This is a genomic window from Streptomyces populi (genome assembly GCF_002911015.1).
Lineage (GTDB): Bacteria > Actinomycetota > Actinomycetes > Streptomycetales > Streptomycetaceae > Streptomyces > Streptomyces populi.
Genome location: NZ_KZ626922.1, coordinates 15657 through 37668 on the forward strand (window position 1 = coordinate 15657; position 22012 = coordinate 37668).

At 71.7% G+C, this 22012-nt stretch carries 19 protein-coding genes; 12 read left to right on the forward strand and 7 right to left on the reverse strand.

What is annotated here, in order from left to right; all coding sequences use genetic code 11:
- Positions 1 to 143: 143 nt before the first annotated feature.
- From CW362_RS31060 to CW362_RS31075, 4 genes are all read right to left on the reverse strand, one after another.
- Positions 144 to 1037: an amino acid ABC transporter permease gene (locus tag CW362_RS31060; protein ID WP_103552936.1), complete on the reverse strand. Its 894-nt coding sequence runs from the start codon at positions 1035 to 1037 to the stop codon at positions 144 to 146.
- Complete coding sequence (locus CW362_RS31065) at positions 1034 to 1699, reverse strand: amino acid ABC transporter permease (RefSeq protein ID WP_103552937.1); 666 nt, start codon at positions 1697 to 1699, stop codon at positions 1034 to 1036. Before CW362_RS31065 ends, CW362_RS31060 begins: the two co-directional genes overlap by 4 nt.
- 160 nt (positions 1700 to 1859) lie before the next feature.
- Entirely contained in the window at positions 1860 to 2696 is an 837-nt protein-coding gene (locus CW362_RS31070) for a glutamate ABC transporter substrate-binding protein (protein ID WP_103552938.1), read from the reverse strand.
- 105 nt (positions 2697 to 2801) lie between these two features.
- Positions 2802 to 3578: an amino acid ABC transporter ATP-binding protein gene (locus CW362_RS31075; protein ID WP_103552939.1), complete on the reverse strand. Its 777-nt coding sequence runs from the start codon at positions 3576 to 3578 to the stop codon at positions 2802 to 2804.
- Between the two features lie 346 nt (positions 3579 to 3924).
- On the opposite strand from CW362_RS31075, the gene CW362_RS31080 reads away from it, so the two are divergent.
- Complete coding sequence (locus CW362_RS31080; RefSeq protein ID WP_103552940.1) at positions 3925 to 4611, forward strand: response regulator transcription factor; 687 nt, start codon at positions 3925 to 3927, stop codon at positions 4609 to 4611.
- A gap of 9 nt (positions 4612 to 4620) precedes the next feature.
- Entirely contained in the window at positions 4621 to 6027 is a 1407-nt protein-coding gene (locus CW362_RS31085; protein ID WP_103552941.1) for a HAMP domain-containing sensor histidine kinase, read from the forward strand.
- Between the two features lie 36 nt (positions 6028 to 6063).
- Here the strand turns inward: CW362_RS31085 and CW362_RS31090 are convergent, their stop codons facing one another.
- Positions 6064 to 7062 carry a TAXI family TRAP transporter solute-binding subunit gene (locus tag CW362_RS31090; RefSeq protein ID WP_103552942.1) on the reverse strand — a complete coding sequence of 333 codons (999 nt, stop codon included), beginning with the start codon at positions 7060 to 7062 and terminating at the stop codon, positions 6064 to 6066.
- Between the two features lie 137 nt (positions 7063 to 7199).
- Between CW362_RS31090 and CW362_RS31095 the strand changes: the two genes are divergently transcribed.
- The 4 genes from CW362_RS31095 (at position 7200) to CW362_RS31110 (ending at position 11396) form a co-directional block, all read left to right on the forward strand.
- Positions 7200 to 7607, forward strand: coding sequence for a pyrophosphohydrolase domain-containing protein (locus tag CW362_RS31095; RefSeq protein WP_476756084.1), 408 nt, complete (start codon positions 7200 to 7202; stop codon positions 7605 to 7607).
- 81 nt (positions 7608 to 7688) lie between these two features.
- Positions 7689 to 8567 (forward strand): alpha/beta hydrolase, encoded by an 879-nt coding sequence (locus CW362_RS31100; protein ID WP_103552943.1) that lies wholly within the window; start codon positions 7689 to 7691, stop codon positions 8565 to 8567.
- 146 nt (positions 8568 to 8713) lie between these two features.
- Entirely contained in the window at positions 8714 to 10240 is a 1527-nt protein-coding gene (gene miaB / locus CW362_RS31105) for a tRNA (N6-isopentenyl adenosine(37)-C2)-methylthiotransferase MiaB (RefSeq protein WP_103552944.1), read from the forward strand.
- Positions 10241 to 10646: 406 nt separating this feature from the next.
- Positions 10647 to 11396, forward strand: coding sequence for a class III extradiol dioxygenase subunit B-like domain-containing protein (locus CW362_RS31110; RefSeq protein ID WP_103552954.1), 750 nt, complete (start codon positions 10647 to 10649; stop codon positions 11394 to 11396).
- Positions 11397 to 11652: 256 nt separating this feature from the next.
- Here the strand turns inward: CW362_RS31110 and CW362_RS31115 are convergent, their stop codons facing one another.
- On the reverse strand, positions 11653 to 11916 hold the full coding sequence (locus CW362_RS31115; protein ID WP_103552945.1) for an antitoxin: 264 nt from the start codon (positions 11914 to 11916) through the stop codon (positions 11653 to 11655).
- 164 nt (positions 11917 to 12080) lie between these two features.
- Here CW362_RS31115 and miaA point away from each other — a divergent pair, with 164 nt between their 5' ends.
- The 6 genes from miaA (at position 12081) to hflX (ending at position 20638) form a co-directional block, all read left to right on the forward strand.
- The gene (miaA, locus tag CW362_RS31120; RefSeq protein WP_103552946.1) at positions 12081 to 13019 is read left to right on the forward strand and encodes a tRNA (adenosine(37)-N6)-dimethylallyltransferase MiaA; all 939 of its coding nucleotides are present in this window, start codon (positions 12081 to 12083) and stop codon (positions 13017 to 13019) included.
- 101 nt (positions 13020 to 13120) lie between these two features.
- Complete coding sequence (locus CW362_RS31125) at positions 13121 to 13630, forward strand: hypothetical protein (protein WP_103552947.1); 510 nt, start codon at positions 13121 to 13123, stop codon at positions 13628 to 13630.
- 53 nt (positions 13631 to 13683) lie between these two features.
- Positions 13684 to 14553, forward strand: coding sequence for a diaminopimelate epimerase (gene dapF / locus CW362_RS31130; RefSeq protein WP_103552948.1), 870 nt, complete (start codon positions 13684 to 13686; stop codon positions 14551 to 14553).
- A gap of 313 nt (positions 14554 to 14866) precedes the next feature.
- Complete coding sequence (locus CW362_RS31135) at positions 14867 to 17062, forward strand: RelA/SpoT family protein (RefSeq protein ID WP_103552949.1); 2196 nt, start codon at positions 14867 to 14869, stop codon at positions 17060 to 17062.
- A gap of 373 nt (positions 17063 to 17435) precedes the next feature.
- Entirely contained in the window at positions 17436 to 18932 is a 1497-nt protein-coding gene (locus tag CW362_RS31140; RefSeq protein ID WP_103552950.1) for a M1 family metallopeptidase, read from the forward strand.
- Between the two features lie 209 nt (positions 18933 to 19141).
- Positions 19142 to 20638 (forward strand): GTPase HflX, encoded by a 1497-nt coding sequence (gene hflX, locus CW362_RS31145; RefSeq protein WP_103552951.1) that lies wholly within the window; start codon positions 19142 to 19144, stop codon positions 20636 to 20638.
- Positions 20639 to 20735: 97 nt separating this feature from the next.
- Here hflX and CW362_RS31150 read toward each other — a convergent pair whose 3' ends face one another.
- Positions 20736 to 21920, reverse strand: coding sequence for a trypsin-like serine peptidase (locus CW362_RS31150; RefSeq protein WP_103552952.1), 1185 nt, complete (start codon positions 21918 to 21920; stop codon positions 20736 to 20738).
- Positions 21921 to 22012 lie beyond the last annotated feature (92 nt).

Here is a 22012-nt window from a genome sequence, read left to right on the forward strand (position 1 = left end):
ACCCATTGCCGCTGCTTGCGTCAAGTGACGGGGTCAGCGCTGATCATGTCACTGACCCCTTCGGTCGCACCGATCGACTGATGTTCGGACGATTCGTCAGAACCGCTCGGACACCGTGGACTCGGGGCCGGCCCGAGCCGGGCTCAGGCGACTCCGCCGCCGGCACCCGTCGCGGCCGTGCCGGCGATGGTCGCGTCGTTCGGCGAGAGCACCGCACCGGTCGTCTTCTTGCCCCGGCGCAGCCGCCCCTCCAGCCAGGAGGCGAAGCTGGTGAGCGTGAAGTTCAGGATGATGAAGATGACGGCGACGACGACGAAGCTCGGGATGACGTTCGCGTAGTTGGCCGCGAGGGTGCTGCGCGCGCTGAGGAGTTCCGCGTAGCTGATCATCACACCGCCCAGCGCGGTGTCCTTCACGATGACGACGAGCTGGCTGACGATCGCCGGGAGCATCACGGTGACCGACTGCGGCAGCAGGATGCTGGTCATCGTCTGGCCCTTGCGCAGCCCGATCGCGTACGCGGCCTCCGTCTGTCCCTTGGGGAGCGCGAGGACGCCCGCCCGGACGACCTCGGCGAGGACCGAGGCGTTGTAGAGCACGAGGCCGGTGACCACCGCGTAGAGCGGACGGTCCTCGCTCGCGATGTTCGCGGACTGGGCGTAGAGCTCGTTCGCGAACAGCATGAGCAGCAGGACCGGGATGGACCGGAAGAACTCGACCACGGCCCCGACGGGGACGCGTACCCAGCGATGGTCGGAGAGACGGGCGATGCCGAGGGCGGCGCCCAGCGGGAGGGCGATGACCACGCTGAGTGCGGCGGCCTTCAGCGTGCCCCACAGGCCCGGCAGCAGATACGTGCTCCAGGCGTCCGCCGTGGTGAACGGCTGCCACAGGGCCCATTTGAGCTGGCCCTTGTCGTCCAGGGCCTGCCAGACCCACCACAGCAGCGCCGCCATCAGGACGGCGAAGAGGACGGAGAAGAGGACATTGCGGCGCCTGGCCCGGGGGCCGGGGGCGTCGTAGAGGACGGAGGTCATCGCTTCACCGCCAGTCGCTTGCCCAGCCAGCCGAGGAAGAGGCCGGTGGGGAGGGTCAGGACCACGAACCCGAAGGCGAAGACGGCGGCGATGAGGACCGTCTGGGCCTCGTTCTCCATCATCGTCTTCATCAGGGTGGCGGCTTCGGCCACGCCGATCGCGGCGGCCACGGTCGTGTTCTTGGTCAGGGCGATCAGCACGTTCGCCAGCGGGACGACGACGGCCCGGAACGCCTGCGGCAGCACGATCAGCCGCAGGGTCTGGCCGAAGCCGAGCCCGATCGCCCGGGCCGCCTCGGCCTGTCCGACCGGAACGGTGTTGATGCCCGAACGCAGCGCCTCGCAGACGAAGGCCGCGTGATAGACGACGAGACTGAGCACCGCGAGCCGGAAGCCCTGGACGTCGAAGTCGGACGTGCCCATCGTGACGCCGAAGATGTCGGCGAGGCCGAGCGAGCTGAACAGGATGATGATCGTCAGGGGGATGTTCCGGACGATGTTCACGTAGGCGGTGCCGAATCCGCGCATGAGCGGGATCGGGCTGACCCGCATCGCGGCCAGCAGGGTGCCCAGGACCAGGGAGCCGAGGGCGGAGAGGACGGTGAGTTTCACCGTCATCCAGAACGCCCCCAGGACGTCATAACCTTGAAGAAAGTCGAACACGATCTCCCGCGCTTCCGGGTGGTGGTGAACGTGGCGGACGGGGCGGGCGGCGGTGTGCCGCCGCCGTGATCGCGGCGGCGGCACACCTGCTCGGCTCCCCCCGTGAACCGCGGATTCCCGCGTTGGCCGAGGGCCCCTGCGTTGCCTGGTGGGCCGAGGACTACTTGACGATCACGCCGATCTTCGGAGCCTGCTCGTTCTTGTAGTCCGCCGGGCCGAAGTTCTTCTCGACCGCCTTCTTCCAGGAGCCGTCGCTGACCATCTTCTCCAGCGCGGTGTTGATCTTCTTCTCCAGCTCGGCGTCGCCCTTCTTGAGGCCGATGCCGTAGTTCTCGTTGCTCAGCTTGAGGCCGGCGAGCTTGAACTGGCCCTTGTACTTGTCCTGCGCGGCGAAGCCCGCGAGGATCGAGTCGTCGGTGGTCACCGCGTCGACGGCGCCGCTCTGCAGGGCGGCGATGCACTCCGAGTAGCCGCTGTACTGCTTCAGGTTGGCCTTCGGGGCGATGGTGTCGTGGACGTTCTGCGCCGAGGTCGAGCCGGTCACGGAGCACAGCTTCTTGCCGTTGAGGTCCGTGCCCTTGGCGATGTTCGCGTCCTTCTTGACCAGCAGGTCCTGGTGGGCCAGCAGGTACGGGCCCGCGAAGTCGACCTTCTGCTTGCGCTCGTCGGTGATCGAGTAGGTGGCCGCGATGAACTTCACGTCACCGCGGGCGATCGCGTTCTCGCGGTCGGCGCTCTTGGTCTCGACGAACGTGATCTGGCTGGGCTTGTAGCCGAGTTCCTTGGCCACGTAGGTCGCGACGTCCACGTCGAAACCGGCGAAGGAGCCGTCCGGCTGCTTCAGGCCGAGACCGGGCTGGTCGTACTTGATGCCGATCTTGATGTTTCCGCCGCCCGAGGACCCGCTGTCGTCCTTGTCGCCGGAACCGCACGCGGTGGCGGCCGAGGCGAGGGCGAGTACGGCGGCCGAGACGGCTGCTGCCTTGCGGAGCTTCATGGTGAACATCCTTCGGGTAAGAGTGAGGTGCGGGCCGTCGACGGGCAGGTGACGCAGGTGGTCCGCCGCGCGCGGGGACGTCAGTCACCCCCGCGCGCGGGGACGTCAGTGGTGCAGGATCTTCGACAGGAAGTCCTTGGCGCGGTCGCTGCGCGGGTTGCTGAAGAACTGGTCCGGCGCGGCCTCTTCGACGATGCGGCCGTCGGCCATGAAGACGACCCGGTTGGCGGCCGAACGGGCGAAGCCCATCTCGTGGGTGACGACGATCATGGTCATGCCGTCCCGGGCGAGCTGCTGCATGACCTCGAGGACCTCGTTGATCATCTCGGGGTCCAGTGCCGAGGTCGGCTCGTCGAAGAGCATGACCTTGGGGTCCATCGCCAAGGCCCTCGCGATGGCGACGCGTTGCTGCTGGCCGCCCGACAGCTGCGCCGGGTACTTGTCGGCCTGTGTACCCACGCCGACACGGTCGAGCAGGGCCCGGGCCTTGTCCTCCGCCGCCTGCTTGCCGGTCTTGCGGACCTTGATCTGTCCCAGCATCACGTTCTCGAGCACGGTCTTGTGCGCGAAGAGGTTGAACGACTGGAAGACCATGCCCACGTCGGCCCGGAGCCGGGCGAGTGCCTTGCCCTCCTGGGGCAGCGGCCTGCCGTCGATCGAGATGTCGCCCGAATCGACCGTCTCCAGGCGGTTGATGGTGCGGCACAAGGTGGACTTCCCGGACCCGGAGGGTCCGATGACCACGACGACCTCGCCACGGGTGATCGTCAGGTCGATGTCCTGGAGCACGTGCAACGCGCCGAAGTGCTTGTTGACGTTCTTCAGGACGACCAGATCTCCGGTCCCGGCCATGGCGTCCTTGGCCGCCGATGCATCGGTCATCGCTTTGGGGCTCCGTCCTCCTCGGTTTCGGAGGAGAGTAGTGACCCTTCATGACCAGCGTCATTACATCTGAGGGGAATCTGAGCATCACGATCCGGTAGCAATCGGACACGCGTCGTAGCAGTCGTACGGACGCGCGTACCGGCTGGATAACGGAAGCCCCGGGCAACCCGAAGCCCCTTGACGCCGTCCTTGTTCATCGGCGTGACTTCCTTGGTGCACGCGCGCGTGCACCGCTTTGTTGAAACGGGGACCGTTCGACCGACGAGACCCGCGACCGCACGACCGATGAGACCCGGGACCGTACCGATGAAGCGGTACGGCCGATGAGCCGGAGGGGGCCGGAATGAGACTGCTCCTCGTCGAGGACGACAACCACGTCGCCGCCGCCCTGTCCGCGGTGCTGGCACGGCACGGCTTCGAGGTCACGCACGCCCGCAGCGGCGAGGAGGCCCTGCGCGCCCTCGTCCCCGAGAGCGACGGCTTCGGTGTCGTCCTGCTCGACCTGGGGCTGCCCGACCAGGACGGGTACGAGGTCTGCGGCAAGATCCGCAAGCGGACCGCCACGCCGGTGATCATGGTCACCGCGCGCGCGGACGTCCGGTCCCGCATCCACGGGCTCAATCTCGGCGCCGACGACTACGTGGTGAAGCCGTACGACACCGGGGAACTGCTCGCCCGTATCCACGCCGTCAGCAGGCGCAGCGCCCACGACGACGTGTCGGCGCCCGGCGAGAACCTGGTGCTCCTGGGATCCGTGCGCATCGAGCTCCCCAACCGCCAGGTCACCGTGGACGGCTCGGTGGTCCAGCTGACCCGCAAGGAGTTCGACCTGCTCGCGCTGCTGGCCCAGCGCCCCGGAGTGGTGTTCCGCCGGGAGCAGATCATCAGCGAGGTGTGGCGCACCAGCTGGGAGGGGACCGGCCGCACGCTGGAGGTGCACGTGGCGTCGCTGCGCTCCAAGCTGCGCATGCCGGCGCTGATCGAGACCGTGCGCGGCGTCGGGTACCGGCTCGTCGCCCCGGCTTCGTAGCGGGTACGGGTGCGCACCCGCCTCCTGCCGCTGCTCATCGTCCTGATGGCGGCCGTTCTGCTCGCGCTCGGCGTACCGCTCGCGGCGAGCGTCGCGGCGGCGCAGCAGCAGCGCGTGGTCGTCGACCGCATCGACGACACCGCGCGCTTCGCGGCCCTCGCCCAGTACGTCACCGACTCCCCGAGCCGCTCCCTGGCCGGCTTCCCGGACGAGCGCGGCGAGACCCTGCGTACCGAACTCGCCCGCTACTACGAGGTGTACGGCATCCGGGCAGGCGTCTTCTACCGCGACGACATGCCGATGGCCAACGCGCCGGAGAGCTGGCTCCTGCCCGAGTCCGGCGCGGCCCGCGACGCCTTCAACGAGGCGCTCGTCAGCCGCCGCAGTCACGATCCCGAACAGGTCTGGCCCTGGCAGCGCCACCGGCTCGTCGTCGCTTCCCCGGTCATACGCGACGGCGACGTCATCGGCGTCGTCGTCACCGACTCGCCCACCGGGCAGATGCGTTCCGAGACCCTGCACGGCTGGCTGGTCATCGGCGCGGGCGAGATCGCCGCGATGCTCCTCGCGCTCGGCGCCGCGCTGCGCCTCACCGGCTGGGTGCTCAGGCCCGTGCGCGTTCTCGACGCCACCACCCACGACATCGCGACCGGCCGACTGAAGTCCCGGGTCGCGCCCTCCGGCGGACCGCCCGAACTCCAGCGTCTGGCACGGTCGTTCAACGAGATGGCGGACAACGTCGAGAGCGTGCTGGAACAGCAGCGGGCCTTCGTCGCCGACGCCTCGCACCAACTGCGCAACCCGCTCTCGGCGCTGCTGCTGCGGATCGAGCTGCTCGCCCTCGAACTCCCGGAGGGCAACGAGGAGATCGCGTCCGTCCGCACCGAGGGCAAGCGCCTGACCCAGGTGCTCGACGACCTGCTCGACCTGGCCCTCGCCGAGCACGCCGAGGCCGACGTGCGCCTGACCGACATCGGCGCGCTGACCGCCGAGCGCGTGGCGTCCTGGCAGCCGGTCGCCGACAGCAAGGGCGTACGGCTGACGGGGAACTGCCCGCCCACGACCGCCTGGGCCGACCCCATCACCCTGTCCAGCGCCCTGGACGCGGTGATCGACAACGCGGTCAAGTTCACGCCCGAGGGGGAGTGCGTCGAGGTGACGGTCGCCTCGAACGGCGCGTCCTCGACCGTCGTGGTCACCGACGGCGGCCCCGGACTCGGCGACGAGGACCTGACCCGCATCGGCGACCGCTTCTGGCGCAGCACCGCCCACCAGAACGTCAAGGGCTCGGGCCTCGGCCTCTCCATCTCCCGGGCCCTGCTCGCCGCGGGCGGCGGCTCCATCGCGTACGGCCACCACGAACCGCACGGCCTGCGGGTGACGGTGACGGTGCCCAGGTCGGAACCGGTGGCCTGAGGGATCCGGCGGGCCGGCCCCGCCGTACGGGGACCGCTACGGCTTGATCGACCGGTAGTAGCGGCGCGCGCCCTCGTGCAGCGGCAGCGGATCGGTGTAGATCGCCGTGCGCAGGTCCACCAGCTGGGCCGCGTGCACCACCGAGCCGATGCGGTCGCGGCTCGCGATCACCGTACGGGTGAGCTCCTCGGTGAGGTCCGCGTCCGCGTCCTCCCGGGTGATCAGGAAGTTGGCCACGGCCAGCGTCTGCACGGCGGCGCCGCGCTGCGCCCGCGGGTAGGCGTCGGCGGGCATCACGGCGGACCGGTAGTAGCGCGAGCCGCCGCCCTGCTTGTGCAGCGCCTCGACCAGGTCGCTCCCGATCGGCACCAGCCGGATGTCGGCGGTCTTCGAGAGGCCCTGGACGGCGTTCGTCGGCAGACCGCCCGACCAGAAGAAGGCGTCGATCTTGTGCTGTTCGAGCAGGTCGGGCATCTTCGCGATGCTGGCGTCGAGCGGCTCGATGTCCTTGCGAGGGTCGAGACCCGCCGCCTCGAGCACGTGGTTCGCGATCAGCCGCACCCCGGAACCGCTCGGTCCCACGGCGACCTTCAGGCCCCTCAGGTCCTTCACGGACTCCACGGGCGAGGAACGCAGGACCACCAGGTGCACGTAGTCGTCGTAGAGCCGCGAGCAGCCGCGCAGCCGCTTCGCTCCCGGCTTGTCCTGGAGGACGTACGCCTCCACGGCGTCGGCCGCCGCGATGGTGAAGTCGGCCTCGCCGGTGGCCACCCGGCTGATGTTCTCCTGCGATCCGTCGCTGTCCCACAGCCGCACCTTCAGCCGCGGCATGTCCTTGGCGATGGCGCCCTGGAGGAGCTTTCCGTACATCTGGTAGACCCCGGTCGGGGTGCCCGTGCTGAAGGTGATCGTCCCGCTCGGGGATTCCCCGCCCAGCGGCAGCAGCCACCACAGCAGCAGCCCGACGACCGCGAGGACGGCCGCCGAGCCGGACAGCGCGAGTCGCCGGCCGATGCGGGGGAGTGCCTGGAACATGCGCGCGATCCTGCCAGTCCGGGGCCGGTTCTGGCCAGGGCCGGCCCCGGGAGCGGGCACCGGCGGATGGGTAGGCTCGCCGGATGCAGCCGTCCTCGCCGTCACAGGTCCCACCGTCCGACTCCCCGGTGTCTCCCGTGTCCTCCGGTTCCCCGGTCTCCCTGGTCCGCGAATTCCATCTCGCCTTCGGCCTCGACGTCCGGGGCACCCCCACCGAGGTATCCCCGGAACTCGCCGCGCACCGCGGCGAGCTGCTGGCGGAGGAGGCCGCGGAGGTCGCCGAGGTCTCGGTCGGCGGCCCGCTCGACCGGCTGGCGCACGAGCTCGCCGACGTCGTGTACGTGGCGTACGGCACGGCCCTCGTCCACGGGATCGACCTCGACGCGGTGATCGCCGAGATCCACCGGGCCAACATGACGAAGATCGGCCCCGACGGGCACGTCGCCCGCAGGGCCGACGGCAAGGTCCTCAAGGGCGAGCACTACCGGGCACCGGACGTGTCGGAGGTGCTGCGGCGGCAGGGGTGGAGCGCGCCGGGCGCGTAGGACCAGGGGAGTCCCCGAGGGGCGGAGGGGGCCGTACGGCCGACACCACCGCGGGAGAACCAGCGACGACGAGGAGAGCGCATGGACGAGCCGGCCGTACTCGATCTGCCCGTCGAGGGCGGAACCCTCCGTGTCCTGCGGTTCGGCAGGGGGCCGCGGACCGCTCTCGCGGCGCACGGCATCACCGGATCCGGGATGTCCTTCCGCGCCCTGGCCCGTCGGCTCCCCGGCGAATGGAGCCTGTTCGCGCCCGACCTGCGGGGGCGCGGCGGAAGCGCGGACACCCCCGGCCCGTACGGCCTCGACCGGCACGCCGCGGACCTGTGCCGCCTGGCCCAGGACCTGGGCGGAGGGCGGCCGGTCGCCCTGACCGGGCACTCCATGGGCGCGTACGCCGCGCTGACCGCCGCCGCGCTCCGGCCCGCGCTGTTCGACCGGCTGCTGCTCGTCGACGGCGGCCTGCCGCTGCCCGTCCCGCCCGGCGCCGACCTCGACGCCCTTCTGGACACCACGCTCGGACCGGCACTGGCCCGCCTCGGCCGGACGTACGGGACCGACGCGGCCTACGTCGACTTCTTCCGCGCGCATCCGGCGCTCGGCCCGCACTGGAACGCGGACATCGAGGCGTACGTGCGCTACGACGTCACAGGGGCCCGGGGCGCCCGGCGCTCGAAGGTGCGCGAGGAGGCCGTGCGCCACGACGGGCGGGATCTGCTGACGTCGGCCGACCGGTTCGCCGCCGGCCTCACCGGGCTGGGCGTCCCGGCTCTGCTGCTGCACGCGCCGCTCGGGCTGCTCGGACAGGAACCGCCGATGCTGCCGGAGTCCGTCGTCGAACGCTGGACCGGCGGGCCGGGGAACCTTCCCGCCGAGCTGGTCGAGGGCTGCAACCACTACACGATCCTGCTCGGAACCGCCGCGAGGACCGTCGCCGAGCGGTTCGTCGCACTGGGCGGGTGACCGGCCGCGGAGCGGACGCCGGGTGCCGGGGTGCCGGAGGGCGCGGACCGGACACCGGGTGCCGGAGGCCGTACGTCGTGTGACGGGCGCCGGGGGCGAGGACTCCGGCGTCCGGACGTACTCCCGGCACCGCCTACCCTTGTCCCATGAGCAGCGGCGACCGGAGTCAGGCAGTGGACGTTCAGGAAACCAAGACGTACGAAGTACGCACCTACGGGTGTCAGATGAACGTCCATGACTCCGAACGGCTTTCCGGGCTCCTGGAGGACGCCGGTTACGTGCGGGCGCCCGAGGGCGCGGACGGGGACGCGGACGTCGTCGTCTTCAACACCTGCGCCGTGCGCGAGAACGCCGACAACAAGCTCTACGGCAACCTCGGCCGCCTCGCCCCGATGAAGACGAAGCGCCCCGGCATGCAGATCGCCGTCGGCGGCTGCCTCGCCCAGAAGGACCGCGACACCATCGTGAAGCGGGCGCCCTGGGTGGACGTCGTCTTCGGCACGCACAACATCGGCAAGCTGCCGGTCCTCCTGGAGCGCGCCCGCGTCCAGGAGGAGGCGCAGATCGAGATCGCCGAGTCCCTGGAGGCCTTCCCCTCCACGCTGCCGACCCGCCGCGAGAGCGCGTACGCGGCCTGGGTGTCGATCTCCGTCGGCTGCAACAACACCTGCACCTTCTGCATCGTCCCGGCCCTGCGCGGCAAGGAGAAGGACCGCAGGACCGGCGACATCCTGGCCGAGATCGAGGCACTCGTCGGCGAGGGCGTCTCCGAGATCACCCTGCTCGGCCAGAACGTCAACGCGTACGGGAGCGACATCGGCGACCGCGAGGCCTTCAGCAAGCTGCTGCGCGCCTGCGGGAAGATCGAGGGCCTGGAGCGCGTGCGCTTCACCTCGCCGCACCCGCGCGACTTCACCGACGACGTGATCGCCGCCATGGCGGAGACGCCGAACGTGATGCCGCAGCTGCACATGCCGATGCAGTCCGGATCGGACACCGTCCTGAAGGCCATGCGCCGCTCGTACCGCCAGGAGCGCTTCCTCGGGATCATCGAGAAGGTCCGGGCCGCCATCCCGCACGCGGCGATCACCACCGACATCATCGTGGGCTTCCCCGGAGAGACGGAGGAGGACTTCGAGCAGACCCTCCACGCGGTCCGCGAGGCCCGCTTCTCCGCGGCCTTCACGTTCCAGTACTCCAAGCGCCCCGGCACCCCGGCGGCCACCATGGAGGGGCAGATCCCCAAGGAGGTCGTCCAGGCGCGCTACGAGCGTCTCGTCGCCCTCCAGGAGGAGATCTCCTGGGACGAGAACAAGAAGCAGGTCGGCCGCGTCCTGGAGCTGATGGTCGCCGAGGGCGAGGGCCGCAAGGACGGTGCCACCCACCGCCTGTCGGGCCGTGCCCCCGACAACCGGCTGGTCCACTTCACCAAGCCCGACGCGGAGGTCCGCCCCGGTGACGTGGTGACCGTCGAGATCACGTACGCCGCCCCGCACCACCTGCTCGCCGAGGGTGCCGTCCTGGACGTGCGCCGCACGCGCGCGGGGGACGCCTGGGAGAAGCGCAACGCCGCCGAGGCCGCCAAGCCGGCCGGCGTCATGCTGGGCCTGCCGAAGATCGGCGCCCCGGCGCCGCTCCCGGTCGCCACGGGCAGCGGCTGCGGCTGCGACTGACCCGGCGGACCGGGACCGACGCGGAGACCGGCGTGCCCACGCGGGCACGCCGACCGGCCCACGCCGACACGGCGGACCGACCCGGCCGCAGGGTTGACCGGCAGGGGCGGACGGATCATCGACAGACGTACCGCACCGCACTGCGGCGGACTGCGGCGGTCGCACACGTAGGCCCCCGCCCGGACCGGCCCGGACGTCCGGACGCCGGGTTGACCGGCACGGGCGGACGGGTCGCCGACGGGCGCACCGCGGCGGACCCGGCGGACGCATGGGGCGGCTCCGACGCGGGCACGGCACCGGGGCATCCGGAGACCCCCGGAGGTGACGGCACCGGGGCGTGCCGGAGGCGGGCGCGAGGAACCGGGGCCGGGGCGGACCGGCCGGGTACGGCGTTACGCTGCGGCTCATGCTTGTAGCCGCCGCAGTCTGCCCCTGCCCTCCGCTGCTCGTCCCCGAGGTCGCCGCCGGAGCCGCCCCCGAGCTGGACGCCGCGCGTGCCGCGTGCACGGACGCGCTCGGCGTGCTCGCCGCCTCCCGTCCCGACCTGCTGGTGGTCGTCGGCCCGGCCGAGAAGAGCGGTCGCGGCCCCCACCCGGAGGGCGCCCGCGGCTCCTTCGCCGGTTTCGGGGTCGACCTCGACGTACGCCTCGGCCGCCCCGACGGGGAGGGCACGGACCCAGGGACGGGCGGCGCCGGCCCCGCGTCCCCGGAACGTGAGCTGCCGTCCTCCCTCGCCGTCGCCGCCTGGCTGCTGGAGCGCACCGGCTGGTCCGACGCCCCGGTGGAGGGGCTCGGGGTCGGGGAACCCCTGGAGGCCGAGCGGTGCGTCCAGGCCGGCCGACAGATCGGCGAGCGCGCCGGGCGGGTGGCCCTGCTGGTGATGGGCGATGCCAGCGCGTGCAGGACCCTCAAGGCGCCGGGCTACCTCGACGAACGCGCGGAGGGTTTCGACGCGGAGGTCGCGCGGGCGCTCGCGGCGGCCGACGTCACGGCCCTCAAGACGCTGGACACCTCTCTGGCCCACGAGCTGAAAGCCGCGGGGCGCGCCCCCTGGCAGGTCCTCGCGGGCGCGGCGGAGGGCGCGGGTCTCGGCGGCGCCCTGCTCTACGACGACGCTCCCTACGGGGTGGGATACCTGGTGGCGGCCTGGTCGTAGGGGCCGGAACGGGAGCCGCGTCCGGAAAGACACGGGGCCCTGGTCCGTACGGGTGCGCCGCGCGGCCGGGCGCACCCGCAGGACTCACGCGCACGTGCGCGTACACCCGCGTACGTGCGCGCCGACGCACCGTCAGTCCCCTCGGTCCCGTCGGCCCCGACACGGCGTCAGCTCCGGCGGACACGGCCGTACCCGACGCGTCCGACGCCGGAGGCGGTCCGGGCCCTTCGCGGCCGTCCGCCGGTGCGCGGGGCGTTCAGGGCGTCCGAGGCGGGGCCGCCGTGTCCGGCGGGCCCGCGTCCTCGCCGTCGTCCTTGTGCGCGAGGCGGTCCATGGCGTGCTTCGCCTTGCCCGTGCCCGTGTGGATCTTGTCGCTGTACTTGTGCTTGGTCTTGTCGTCGACCACCTTCGCGGCCTTGTCCAGGCCGTGGGTGACCTTGTGCCCGTGTTGCTGCGCGAGCCCGGAGACCTTGTCCTTGGCGGGCCCCAGCTTGGCTTTCAGCTCGTCCATCAGACCCATGGTTCGCCTTCCCTCGCGGAACAGTCGTGCGCGGGGGCCCTTTCCGGGCGAAACGCCCGTACCCGGTCCTTACGTTACTCGTGGGGGTGGGGTTCCGCGCAGCCCGGCGCGGCCCCGCGTCGGCTCGTTGGGGGAGAGGTTCCGGGGTTTGCGAGACTGGGACCGTGAGCAGCGCACCTCCCGTACCCCGGGTCATCGCAGTCGTCGGACCGACCGCGGCAGGAAAGTCCGATCTGGGCGTTTTCCTCGCCGGACGTCTCGGAGGCGAGGTCATCAACGCCGACTCGATGCAGCTGTACCGCGGGATGGACATCGGCACCGCCAAGCTGACGCCCGCCGAGCGCGGCGGCGTCCCGCACCACCTCCTGGACGTCTGGGACGTGACGGTCACCGCCAGCGTCGCCGAGTACCAGCGGCTCGCCCGTGCCCGGATCGACGCGCTGCTCGCCGAGGGGCGCTGGCCGATCCTGGTGGGCGGCTCCGGACTGTACGTCCGCGGGGCTGTCGACAAGATGGAGTTCCCCGGCACCGACCCCGCCGTGCGCGCCCGCCTGGAGGAGGAGCTCACCCTGCGCGGATCCGGAGCCCTGCACGCCCGGCTCGCCATGTCCGATCCCGGGGCCGCCCAGGCGATCCTGCCCAGCAACGGCCGCCGCATCGTCCGCGCCCTCGAGGTCATCGAGATCACCGGCAAGCCCTTCACCGCCAACCTGCCCGGCCACGACTCCGTCTACGACACCCTCCAGATCGGTGTCGACGTGGCGCGCCCCGAGCTCGACGAGCGCATCGCGCACCGGGTGGACCGGATGTGGGAGGCCGGGCTCGTGGACGAAGTGCGGGCGCTGGAGGCGCAGGGCCTGCGCGCCGGGCGCACCGCCTCCCGCGCGCTCGGATACCAGCAGGTCCTCGCGGCGCTCGCCGGAGAGTGCACCGAGGACGAGGCCCGTGCCGAGACCGTTCGCGCCACCAAGCGCTTCGCGCGCCGCCAGGATTCATGGTTCCGGCGCGACCCCAGGGTGCATTGGCTCAGTGGGGCCGCGGCGGATCTCGGGGAACTCACGGGACTCGCACTGGCGTTGGTCGAACGACCGGTCACAGCCTGATCACGTCATGGCATCGGGACGCTCCGGCTGTCATCCGGGCCTCCGGTGCCGTGCCATCATCAAGCTTCGATCGACCAGTGAAGTCCGAGTTGGGAGGGCGCGTGGCGATGGAGGCCGGCCCTCGCGACACTGCACGAGGCGCTGAGTACGGCGCTGATCGGGACGGAGTTCGTCTGAGCATCGATCCGGACGCCGATCCCGGCGTCGAGCCGGAGCTGGGCGGAGAGCGACTGAGTTCCGACGGCCCCGGCCCCGGCGAGATGTCCCCGGAGCCGGAGGTCGAGGTCGAGCTGCGCCCGCAGCGTCTGCTGCGCATCTGGCAGCTCGCGCCCATCGTGACGCTGGCCGCGACGGGCTCCCTGATGTTCGCCTTCCCGCTCGCCTTCGAGTTCGGGGACGGCGGTGCCGTGGTCGCCATGCTCGGGCTGCTGATCTGCCTGTGCGCCGCCGGCTGGGGCATGATGGCCGCCCGCCGGGTCGGCTACACCCTGCCCGGCTTCCCGCCGCGCGGCTCCGGCCGGCGCGTCGACTGGCGGGTGGTGCTCGCCTACGTCGTGATCGTCGCCGCGGTGGCCGTGCTCGCCGTGGGACGCGTGGCCCGGCTGCGCTGACCCCGCGGACCCGTGCCGCCCGGACGGCCGCGGGGACCCCGTACGATCGAGGGATGAGCACGCGGATCGCCTTCCTCAAGGGCCACGGGACCGAGAACGACTTCGTGATCGTCCCGGACCCGGAGAACGCCGTCGACCTGCCTCCCGCCGCCGTCGCCGCCCTGTGCGACCGCCGTGCGGGCATCGGCGGCGACGGCCTGCTGCACGTCGTGCGGTCCGCCGCGCACCCCGAGGCCGAGGGGATGGCGGCCGAGGCGGAGTGGTTCATGGACTACCGCAACGCCGACGGTTCGGTCGCCGAGATGTGCGGCAACGGAGTGCGCGTGTTCGCCCACTACCTCCACCGCGCCGGGCATGTGGCCGAAGGTGACATCACGGTGGCCACGCGCGGCGGGGTGAAGCCCGTACACATCGCCAAGGACGGGGACGTCACCGTCGGCATGGGCAAGGCACTCCTCCCCGAGGGAGAGGTCACGGTGAGCGTCGGCGAGCGCAGCTGGCCCGCGCGCAACGTGAACATGGGCAACCCGCACGCCGTCGCCTTCGTGGACGACCTCGCGCACGCCGGCGATCTGTTCACACCGCCGCCGTTCGCTCCGGCGTCGGCCTATCCGGACGGGGTCAACGTCGAGTTCGTGGTCGACCGGGGGCCGCGCCACGTCGCCCTGCGCGTCCACGAGCGCGGCTCCGGCGAGACCCGTTCCTGCGGCACGGGCGCGTGCGCCGTGGCCGTCGCCGCGGCCCGCCGTGACGGTGCCGACCCCACGGTGACCGGTACCCCGGCGACGTACACCGTCGACGTGCCCGGCGGACGCCTGGTCATCACCGAGCACGCGGACGGCGAGATCGAGATGACGGGCCCCGCCGTGATCGTCGCCGAGGGCGAGATCGACGCGGAGTGGCTGGACGGCGCGTTGCGCTGAGCCACGCGGCCGCGCGGCGGCACCGACGGGTCCTGCCCGCTCCGGTGCCGCACGGCACGCCGGTCCGACGCCGTCGCGCCGCACAGGACGGACGTCGTACGTCCTTGCCGCCCATTCCAGAAAATCGAAACCGTAAACCCCGAAACCGTAGCTCGAATGGGTGATCCGTTTCACGCTCGGCGAGAGGCGGTCGGCCGGGCGTGATGGGGTCGGTAGCATCAAGCACCGGCCCGGACGGGGGACCGACACCATCCCCTGAGCCGAGTACGCCATGGGGCACCCGTCCGCCGGTCTTACGCAGCCGGAGGTGCCCATGAGTGCGGAGGCGACGAATCCCGCGACGCCAGGCCCCGCGACGCCCGCCACCCAGCGCTCGGCGTCGCTGGAGCCGGAGGCGACCCCGGCGTACCGCAGGAAGGCGCGGCCCCGGATCGACCTGCGCCGGCTGGGGCGGGCCGCGCTGCTCGGGCCCGCGACCCGCGACCGGCTGCCGGACGCGATCGGGCACGTGGCCGAGGCCCATCGCGCCCACCATCCCGACGCCAAGCTGGAACCCCTGCGCCGGGCCTGGGTGCTCGCGGAGTCCTCGCACCGCGGGCAGATGCGCAAGAGCGGGGAGCCGTACATCACCCACCCGCTCGCCGTGACCCTGATCCTCGCCGAACTCGGCGCCGAGACCACGACGTTGACCGCCTCCCTGCTCCACGACACCGTCGAGGACACGGAAGTGACGCTTGATCAGGTCCGTGAGGAGTTCGGCGACGAGGTCTGCTACCTGGTCGACGGTGTCACCAAGCTGGAGAAGGTCGACTACGGCGCCGCCGCCGAACCGGAGACCTTCCGCAAGATGCTCGTCGCGACGGGCAACGACGTCCGGGTCATGTCGATCAAACTCGCGGACCGGCTGCACAACATGCGGACCCTCGGTGTCATGCGCCCCGAGAAACAGGCGCGCATCGCCAAAGTGACCAGGGACGTGCTGATCCCGCTCGCCGAACGCCTGGGCGTGCAGGCGCTCAAGACCGAACTGGAAGACCTCGTCTTCGCGATCCTGCACCCCGAGGAATACGTGCGCACCCGGGAGCTCATCGCCGAGAACGCGGGCCGCGCCGACGACCCCCTCGCGGAGATCGCCGAGGAGGTGCGCGCGGTCCTGCGCGACGCCGGGATCCAGGCCGAAGTACTCATAAGGCCGAGGCACTTCGTCTCCGTGCACCGGGTGTCGCGCAAGCGCGGCCCCATGCGCGGCGCCGACTTCGGACGTCTCCTGGTGCTCGTCAACGAGGACGCCGACTGCTACGGGGTCCTCGGCGAACTGCACACCTGTCTCACCCCGGTGGTCTCGGAGTTCAAGGACTTCATCGCCGTCCCCAAGTTCAACCTGTACCAGTCGCTGCACACGGCCGTCACCCGCGGCGACGGCCAGGTCGCCGAAGTCCTCATCCGCACCCACCAGATGCACAAGGTCGCCGAGGCCGGAGTCATCGCGCTCGGCAACCCCTACGCGCCGCCGTCGGAGGAAGCGCCGGACGGCGGAGGCGACCGCCCCTTCGACGGCGAGCGCGCCGACCCCACCCGCCCCGGCTGGCTCTCCCGGCTGCTGGACTGGCAGCAGGGCGCCCCGGACCCGGACACGTTCTGGTCGACGCTGCGCGAAGACCTCGCCCAGGACCGTGAGATCACCGTCTTCCGCGCCGACGGGGGCTCGCTCGGCCTTCCGGAGGGCGCCAGTTGCGTCGACGCGGCGTACGCGCAGTACGGCGAGGACGCGCACGCCTGCATCGGCGCCCGCGTCAACGGCCGCCTGGCGACGCTGAGCACGGTCCTGAGGGACGGCGACACCGTTCAGCTCCTCATGGGTCAGGACCCCGCCTCGGAGCCGTCCAGGGAGTGGCTGGAGCACGCGCACACGCCCGCCGCGCGGATCGCCATCCAGCGCTGGATGGCCACGCATCCCGCACCCGGCGACGAGGAGGCGTCCAAGACCTCCGCCGCCGGCCCCCGGCCGCCCGTCGCGGCCCCGGACCGCCCCGCCGAGACGCAGGCCGCCCGCCCCGCGAGCGCCGTCGTCGACCGGCCCGGCGCGTCCGTACGCATGGCCGGCTGCTGTACGCCCGTACCGCCCGACGAGGTGACCGGCTTCGCCGTCCGCGGGGGAGTGGTCACCGTCCACCGCGTCGAGTGCGCCGGAGCGGCGCGCATGAAGAGCGCGGGGCGCCCGGAGGTGGAAGTGCGCTGGGGGGACACCGCCGAGTGCCGTGTCACCCTGGTCGCCGAGTCGTTCGGACGCCCGCATCTGCTCGCCGACCTCACCGAGGCCATCGCGGCGGAGGGGGTCGCCATCGTCTCCGCGACCGTCGAGCCCCCGAGCCAGCAGCGCGTGCGCCACACCTACACGCTCCAACTCCCGGACGCGGCCCACCTTCCCGGCCTGATGCGCGCGATGCGCAACGTGCCCGGCGTGTACGACGTGAGCCGCCCCCAGCATCCGGCGACCGCGGACCGGTAGAGCGGGAGACGGCGCCGGCCGGCTGACGCACGACGACGGTCCGCGGGACGACGGCCGACCGACGGACCGGGTGACGGGGATCCAGGGACCGGTGACCGGTCGGCGGGCCATGCGGCGGGGGCTCGGGGCCGTTGACCGGACGGCGGATCGTGGGACGGGATCCCGGTCGGCCGGTGGGGGGTCGCGGGCCGTGTGACGGAGGCGCAAGGACCGGCGCTCGGCCGGTGTGCCGGGCGCCGGTGACCCGTCGGACCGGGCGCGCCCGGACCCGGCGGCCGCGCGCTGCCCCCAACGAGTTCCGGGATCTACTCGTTCGAGTGGGCCGGGTGCGAGTCGGCGGCACGTGACCGGTGCGCGCTGGTAGCCGTGGTCCATGCTGCTCAACGTCATCCCCACGCCCGCACGCCCGAGGAGCCGCCGTGTCACGGCGGGCCTGCTCGCCTCGGCCGTATCCGTCTGCCTGATCGCCGCGAGCGCCCCGGACCCGGCCGTGCCCCTGGGAGTCGGCGACCGCCTCTTCCCCACCCTCGGCAACCCCGGGTACGACGTCGAGTCGTACGACCTCCGCTTCACCTACCCCGGCAGCAACGACAAGCCGCTCTCGGCCGTCACCACGATCGACGCCGTGACCACCGAGACGCTCGACCGCGTCAACCTCGACTTCGCGCACGGCAGCGTCCGGTCGGTCGAGGTCGACGGATCCCCCGCCCGCTTCACCCGGGCCGGCGAGGACCTGGTGGTGACGCCGGACGAACCCCTGCTCGCCGGGAGCCCGCTGCGCATCACCGTGCGTCACACGAGTGACCCGGTGAGCGCCAAGGGCCAGGACGGCGGCTGGGTACGGACCAAGGACGGGCTCGCGATGGCCGCCCAGGCCGACGCCGCGCACCTGGTCTACCCGTGCAACGACCACCCCTCCGACAAGGCCTTGTTCACCATCCACGTGACGGCCCCCGACGCGTACACGGTCGTCGCCAACGGTCTGCCCGAGGGCACCCGCCGGGCCCGCGGGGCCACGACCTGGACGTACCGGACCGAGCACCCCATGGCCACCGAGCTCACCCAGGTGTCCATCGGCCGCTCCGCCGTACTGCACCGGCAGGGCCCGCACGGACTGCCCGTGCGGGACGTGGTCCCCCGTGCCGACCGCGCGGCGCTCGAGCCGTGGCTGCGCAGGACCCCCGGCCAGATCGCCTGGATGGAGAGCAAGGTCGGGCGGTACCCCTTCGAGACCTACGGTCTGCTGATGGCCCAGGCGCAGACCGGCTTCGAGCTGGAGACACAGACGCTCTCGCTCTTCGAGAAGGAGCTCTTCACCCAGTCCGCCTACCCGAAGTGGTTCGTCGAATCGATCATGGTGCACGAGCTGTCGCACCAGTGGTTCGGCGACAGCGTCGCCCCCCGCACCTGGTCCGACGTGTGGCTCAACGAAGGGCACGCCACCTGGTACGAAGCCCTGTACGCCGAGGAGAAGGCGCACAAGCCCATGGAGAAGCGGATGAAGGCCGCCTACCGGCTGTCCGACTCCTGGCGCGCCGCCGGCGGGCCGCCCGCCAGGCCCAAGGGACCGAAGCCGGGCCAGAAGATCAGCATCTTCCGGCCGAACGTCTACGACGGCGCCGCCCTGGTCCTGTACGCGCTGCGCCAGGAGATCGGGCGCCCGGCGTTCGAACGCCTGGAGCGGACGTGGGTGAGCGTCAACCGTGACGGCGTGGCCTCGACGGCCGACTTCACGGACCTCGCCTCCGCCGTCGCCGCACGTGATCTGAGCGGGTTCTTCGAGGCGTGGCTGTACGGCGGGAAGACACCGCCGATGCCGGGGCACCCGGACTGGAGGAGCGACGCCCCGAAGGCGGGCAAGAAGGCGTGAGGACGCGGCACCCGCGGGTGCCCGCCGGGTCACGATAAGTCGCGTGACGAGCCGGGCCGTGCCGTGCGACCATCTTCGAGCCGGCGGCGCGGCCCCTCCGGAGGACCGGCCCGGCCGGGACCGGGAATCTCCCGGCGGCCCCGGACGTTGTTCCCTGTGGCGGGCGGTATTCGTCGGCCCGCGGCTTTCGTCATCTACGTAAGGATCCAATGACCTCCTCTTCTTCCCCTTCCCAGGACGCGCAGACTTCCGCGCAGAACTACCCCGAAGGTCTTCGGGCCGATGCCCTGATGGAAGAGGACGTCGCCTGGAGCCACGAGATCGACGGAGACCGGGACGGCGAGCAGTTCGAACGCTCCGAGCGCGCGGCCCTGCGCCGTGTGGCGGGCCTCTCCACCGAGCTCGAGGACGTCACCGAGGTCGAGTACCGGCAGCTCCGTCTGGAGCGCGTCGTCCTCGTCGGTGTCTGGACCTCGGGGACCATCCAGGACGCGGACAACTCGCTGGCCGAGCTGGCCGCGCTCGCGGAGACCGCGGGAGCGCTCGTGCTCGACGGCGTCGTCCAGCGCCGTGACAAGCCCGACGCGGCCACGTACATCGGTTCCGGCAAGGCCAACGAACTCCGGGACATCGTGATCGAGACCGGCGCCGACACCGTGATCTGTGACGGTGAGCTGAGCCCCGGCCAGCTGATCCACCTCGAGGACGTCGTCAAGGTCAAGGTCATCGACCGTACGGCCCTGATCCTCGACATCTTCGCCCAGCACGCCAAGTCCCGGGAGGGCAAGGCGCAGGTGGCGCTCGCGCAGATGCAGTACATGCTGCCGAGGCTGCGCGGCTGGGGTCAGTCGCTGTCCCGGCAGATGGGCGGCGGCAAGGGCGGCGGCCTCGCCACCCGTGGTCCCGGTGAGACCAAGATCGAGACGGACCGGCGCCGCATCCGCGAGAAGATGGCGAAGATGCGCCGGGAGATCGCGGAGATGAAGACCGGCCGCGAGATCAAGCGCCAGGAGCGCCGTCGCAACAAGGTGCCCTCGGTCGCCATCGCCGGTTACACCAACGCCGGCAAGTCGTCCCTGCTCAACCGCCTCACCGGCGCGGGCGTCCTCGTCGAGAACGCGCTGTTCGCGACCCTCGACCCGACCGTGCGCCGGGCCGAGACCCCGAGCGGGCGGCTGTACACCCTGGCCGACACGGTCGGCTTCGTGCGCCACCTGCCGCACCACCTGGTCGAGGCGTTCCGCTCCACCATGGAGGAGGTCGGCGACTCCGACCTGATCCTGCACGTCGTGGACGGTTCGCACCCGGCACCGGAGGAGCAGCTGGCCGCGGTGCGCGAGGTCATCACCGACGTCGGCGCGACCAAGGTGCCCGAGATCGTGGTGATCAACAAGGCGGACGCGGCGGACCCGCTGGTACTCCAGCGTCTGCTGCGGATCGAGAAGCGCTCCATCGCGGTCTCGGCGCGCACGGGCCAGGGCATCGACGAACTGCTCGCGCTGATCGACAACGAGCTGCCCCGCCCCTCGGTCGAGGTCGAGGCGCTCGTTCCGTACACGCACGGCAAGCTGGTCGCCCGCGCCCACACCGAGGGCGAGGTGATCTCCGAGGAGCACACCGAGGAGGGCACCCTGCTCAAGGCGCGGGTGCACGAGGAACTGGCCGCGGACCTCGCTCCGTACGTCGCGGCGCCGGCGCTCCGGTAGCGCGACCGGACCGGCACCCCGGCGAGCGATCGCCGCGGACACGGAAGGCCCGCCCCCTCACGAGGGGGCGGGCCTTCGCCCTGCGCACGGGGTCCGCCTACCGGCCGCCGTACTCCCGGCTCATCCGCTCGTAGAGCGCCCGGGCGCCCTTGCCCAGCTGCGGTCCCGCCAGCCAGGTGTGAGCGGCCGGGCCGATCGAGGTGTTCGAGACGAGCTCGGTCCTGCCGTCGACGACCCGGAACCAGCCCCCGCCGGACGAACCGCCGGTCATCGTGCAGCCGATGCGGTACATCGTGGGCATGGCCGGGCTCAGCGAGAGGCGGCCCGGCCTGTCGACGCACTTGAACATGCTCAGCCCGTCGTACGGCGGCGCGGCCGGGTAGCCCCAGGCGCCCATCGGTCCGGCGTCCTGGGCGGACGGCTCGGAGAAGTCCACGTCCAGCGCGTCGCCGACGGTCTCCTCCAGCGACTTCGTGCCCTGCTCCGGCTTCACGTGCAGCACGGCGTAGTCGTACGGGGCGCCCGCACCGCCCGTCTCGTCGCCGCCGGAGATCCACTCGTCGGAGGTCGAGGCCCAGTCCGCCCACCACTGGCCGTACGGCGCGATCTCCGCAGCGGTGGCACCGGCGAGCTGCGCCTCGGACCTGCCCCGGTCGTTGTAGGAGGGCACGAAGGCGATGTTGCGGTACCAGCCGCCCTTCTTCCCGGCGTGCACGCAGTGACCCGCGGTCCACACCAGGTTGGACCTGCCGGGGTGGTTCACGTCCTTGACGACCGTGCCCGAGCAGACCATCGATCCCTCGGGGGAGTCGAAGAAGACCTTCCCGACCGGGGCGGCGTGGTCGTGGTACGGAGTCTGCTCGGCCCGGGCGTCGACGGGAGCCGGCTCCGGGTCGCTGACACCCTGGTCCGCCGCCGCGTCCTGCGCGGAGACCGTCTTCGCCGGGTCCTTGGCGGACCTCATCCGCTCGGGCTTCCACAGCCCGGCGATCACCGGGTTGACGAAGTCCTCGGCCTCACCGAGCCACTGGTCCTCGTCCCAGTTCTTCCAGGCGCCGTCCTTCCACTTGTCGACATCGATGCCGTGCTCCTTGAGCTTGTCCTTGATGCCGTCCGGAATCTCGATCTTGTCATCGCCGTTCACGGACCCCTGCGACGCGGAGGCGGTGGACCCGCCGTCCGCCCGGTCGTCACCGGAGTCGCAGGCGGTCGCGGTGAGTGCCAGGACGGCCATGAGGCCGGTGGCGGCGAGGACCGTACGACGCGGTCCTGAGAATCGCATTGGTTTGTACCCCCCGGTCGTTCTCTGTTGCCGTGCCGACCGGGCGCGGGCCGTTCCCCGGGAGCCCCCCGGACCGGCACCCCCCGCGCCCG